Source organism: Pseudomonas sp. P4_C3, from assembly GCF_056402075.1.
This window is the reverse complement of the sequence record NZ_JBFUIC010000381.1, coordinates 1-3506: the sequence shown is the minus strand read 5'-3', so window position 1 is coordinate 3506 and position 3506 is coordinate 1. Positions and strand designations below refer to the sequence as shown.

The 3506-nt window shown below is 61.2% G+C and carries 5 protein-coding genes; 4 read left to right on the top strand and 1 reads right to left on the bottom strand.

Annotated features, from left to right (window positions below; all coding sequences use genetic code 11):
• Positions 1 to 260: 260 nt before the first annotated feature.
• Positions 261 to 1790, bottom strand: a complete 1530-nt coding sequence (locus AC1DVH_RS27955) for an FAD-dependent oxidoreductase (RefSeq protein WP_477756515.1) — start codon at positions 1788 to 1790, stop codon at positions 261 to 263.
• Between the two features lie 140 nt (positions 1791 to 1930).
• Between AC1DVH_RS27955 and AC1DVH_RS27950 the strand changes: the two genes are divergently transcribed.
• The 4 genes from AC1DVH_RS27950 to AC1DVH_RS27935 form a co-directional block, all read left to right on the top strand.
• A complete protein-coding gene (locus tag AC1DVH_RS27950) occupies positions 1931 to 2491 on the top strand; it encodes a YbhB/YbcL family Raf kinase inhibitor-like protein (RefSeq protein WP_477756514.1) in 561 nt (186 codons plus the stop codon).
• A gap of 55 nt (positions 2492 to 2546) precedes the next feature.
• Positions 2547 to 2816: a hypothetical protein gene (locus AC1DVH_RS27945; RefSeq protein WP_223457256.1), complete on the top strand. Its 270-nt coding sequence runs from the start codon at positions 2547 to 2549 to the stop codon at positions 2814 to 2816.
• Between the two features lie 118 nt (positions 2817 to 2934).
• On the top strand, positions 2935 to 3234 hold the full coding sequence (locus tag AC1DVH_RS27940) for a type II toxin-antitoxin system Phd/YefM family antitoxin (RefSeq protein ID WP_477756513.1): 300 nt from the start codon (positions 2935 to 2937) through the stop codon (positions 3232 to 3234).
• A partial coding sequence (locus AC1DVH_RS27935; RefSeq protein ID WP_477756512.1) for a type II toxin-antitoxin system RelE/ParE family toxin occupies positions 3231 to 3506 on the top strand: 276 nt, incomplete at its 3' end. The genes AC1DVH_RS27940 and AC1DVH_RS27935, both read left to right, overlap by 4 nt.

Below are 3506 nucleotides of genomic sequence, written 5' to 3'. Positions count from 1 at the left end.
GCACAACAGCAGGCCCGGCCCTTCGGGTTGTGCCTTAAAGCTGGCCATGCTGCGTTGCAGGCCTTGGAAAGGGAACAACCATTCCCAGCGGCCTRCGCCTTGCCTGGCCMGYTTTAAGGCACAACCCGAAGGGCCGGGYCTGCTGTTGTGCAGGGCTGYGTTGCTCGAAGCTKATTTGGAATGACCAAACYRCGCTTCTCGCGCCTTGCCCTGCACAACAGCAGACCCGGCGCGGTAGGGAAACTAATTGAGAACGCCCCCTAGGGAACATCACGGATCAGTCGCCATGCCTCTTCCCATGGCAACGGCTGTTTCATCCGCTCGGCGAGCATCGCCATGGCCCGGTCCATCTCGCAGGCGACCGCCGCCGACACCACGCCGTTTTTTCCAAACAGGCCAATGAAGGGCGGATCGCAAGGGTCGCCCTTGAACTCGACTTCGTCCCAGTTCTCGGCGTGACCGAGGTAGTCGTAGGTTTTACCGAAATGCCAGGTCCAGAAAAATGGCACGTCGAGGTAATGCTCGTCACCACCCAGCATATTCGCCGCGGCGATCCGCGCTTGCTGYTGGGCCAGTCGCCAGTGTTCGATGCGCAGGTATTGGTTGTTCAGCGGGAACGTGGCGATATCGCCAGCCGCCCAGAGGCCGTCGGCCACGCGCATTGCGCCGTCGACACGCAGCGAGTGATCCTGCTCTTTCGCCAGCCCRGTGAAGGCGGCAGTGGCTGGCGTGACGCCAATGCCGACCAGCACCAGATCGGCCGGCAAACGTTGGCCGTTGTCCAGGCGCACGGCTTCGACCTTGTCCGTTCCTTCGATCTGTACCGCATTGCCCTGGGTGTGAAACACGACGCCATTGGCTTCATGCCGCGCGCGAATGGCCTTGCCGACCGTGTCACCGAACTGCTTGGCAAACGGCACTTCGTGGCGGGCCAGCACTGTCACATTCAGGCCAAGCTGGCGCAGGGACGAGGCGGACTCCATGGCAATGAAACTGTCGCCGATGATCACGACTCGCTGGCCGGCGCTGGCGCTGTCCAGAATCTGTTGCGCATGGGCTTTGGAGCGTAAGACGAACACTTGCGGCAGGTCGGCGCCCGGCAGCGTCAGCGGGTTGGGCACGCCGCCGGTGGCCAACAGCGCGGCGTCGTATGTCAGTGTTTGGCCGTCAGTCAGCCGCAGCGTCCTGTTTGGCGCATCCAGGCTTGCCACTTCGCCTCGCAGGCGCTCGATCCGCTGCTCGCGGTAAAAATCCTCGTCGCGCAGCGGCGGGACTTCGTCCAGCGGCATCTCCCCGGCGATCACGTATTTGCTCAGCGCGGTACGGTCGTATCCAGCTTCGGCTTCGCGGTCGATCAACAGTAACCGGCCGCCGAAACCTTTCTCGCGCAAACACGCTGCCGCCGCCGTGCCTGCCGCGCCAGCGCCGACAATGATGAAGGTTCGTGGATCGTCGGCCGGTGGCGTGTGGGCGTCCGGCAACGGCTGGTCGCCGACCCAGATGTCGCCGTCACGGACTTCGAGGGGATAGCGCTTGAGACTATCCAGGGCTGGTGGTTCACACAGCCCGCCATCCTCGATCCGAAACTGCGCCTTGTGCCACGGGCAGGTCAGGCGCCCATTGCATACCGCACCGTAGGCCAGCGGGGCGCCGGCATGCGGGCATTCGGCCTGATAAGCGCGCAGTTGTTCACCGGCCCGCAACAGCAGAATCTTGCTGTCCTGGACCCGCACTTCCAGACCCCGGTCTTCGGGCACATTGGCGACACGCGCAACGCGATGCAGAGTCATGATTGCTCTCCAGACAGACGTTTCACTTATGAGTCTGGCGCTTATCGCGAGGTTCAGCCAATTCCCCCCTGCCACGGCGTGAACGGTCCGGCTATAGTTTGCACGCCGACGACGGCCCAACACGCACAAGGTGCTCCGGTATGACCCGATTGACCTCAATCAACACTTGGCTCGCGGCCTTGGCAGTCGCCCTTTGCGTGCAGTTCCCGGCGCAGGCCCAGGAACGTTTCACCCTGAACATTCCGGGTGTCTCCGATGACCGTCTGTTCACGTCCGCCGCCGCCGGCGATTCCGCGGGCTGTGGCGGACATAACATTTCCCCGGCATTGAACTGGAACGCCGGCCCGGCAGCCACCCAAAGCTACGCCATCGTCATGCACGACCCGGACGGCCAGAAAGGCCAGGGCGTCGATAACTGGGTGCATTACGGCATCAAGGCCGCTACCCACCAGATCCCGGCCGGTGCCGGGACCAAACCAGGCCTCGAGGGCGTCAGCGGTACCAATAGCAAGGCAACCACCGGCTACATTGGCCCTTGCCCGCCCGTTGGCGACAGCGCGCACCACTACATCATCCAGATCTACGCCCTGGACCTGGCCCCGGAAGCCTTGCCCGCCGGCCTGACCCGTGCGCAGCTGCTGGAAAAAATCAAAGGCCACGTCCTGAGAAACAGCAGCGTGGTGCGGCGCTATCACCGCTAAGGCTGATCGCCTCAGCAGATTTGCAGAAAACTGAAGTGCGCGGCATTCCTGGGATTTGGCATCCACCCCCGAAAGCGCGCACTATCAGGCTATAGCCGATGCGTTGGAGGATGCCGTGGCAAAAAAAATCGACCGCATCGCCCAAATGCTCAACTGCCCACAAAAGGGTGAGGAACTGCGGCGAGCGATTACCGAGAGTCGCAAGGATTTTCTGCTGAATCAGCCGGAAGAGGACATTGTTGAAGACGACGACCTTGAAGAGGAGTTTTTCGAGGACGACGAGGACGATGATGAGTACGACGAGTTCGACTGGACGACAGAATGAAAAAAACCGCTTCGGCGGTTTTTTTGTGGGCCAGGGCAGCACCGGTCGGAGATTCGTTGACCCTCATGCAGGGAATGGAACACTATAAGGTACTTTTTTTCGTACCTTTGGAGCCGTCATGGAGCAGCTACTTGCCAGCCGTTCGGTCAGTATCACCGAGCTCAAGCGCAGCCCGAGCACTGTCATCGAGCAAGCGGGTTCCGAGCCTGTTGCCGTGCTCAACCACAATCGCCCTGCCGCCTATCTTTTACCGCACGCGGCCTATCAACAGCTGCTGGATCGGCTACAGGCTGCCGAACTTCGTGAAGCCATTGCGGCCAGCCGCAATGATCCGCGTCCGGCCATTGCTGGCGATACGGTGTTTGCCGAGCTTGATGCGCTGATTGATGAGGTAGCAGCCGAGCAAAGCCGTCCATGAGGCAATTGCTTTTCTCTGCATTGGCACGGGACGATCTGCTGCAAGTCGCTCGTTTTATCGCCCGAGACAATCCTGAGCGGGCCCGGACGTTTGTGCGCGAGCTTCGCATGCAGTGCACACGATTGATCGATCAACCGAACTTGGGTGTTTCAAGAGACGATTGCGCGAAGGGATTGCGAATGCTTGCCCATGGCCGATATCTGGTTTTCTACTGTTTGATGGACGACGGGGTCAAGGTCGAACGCGTGCTGCATAGCGCGTGCTGCATAGCG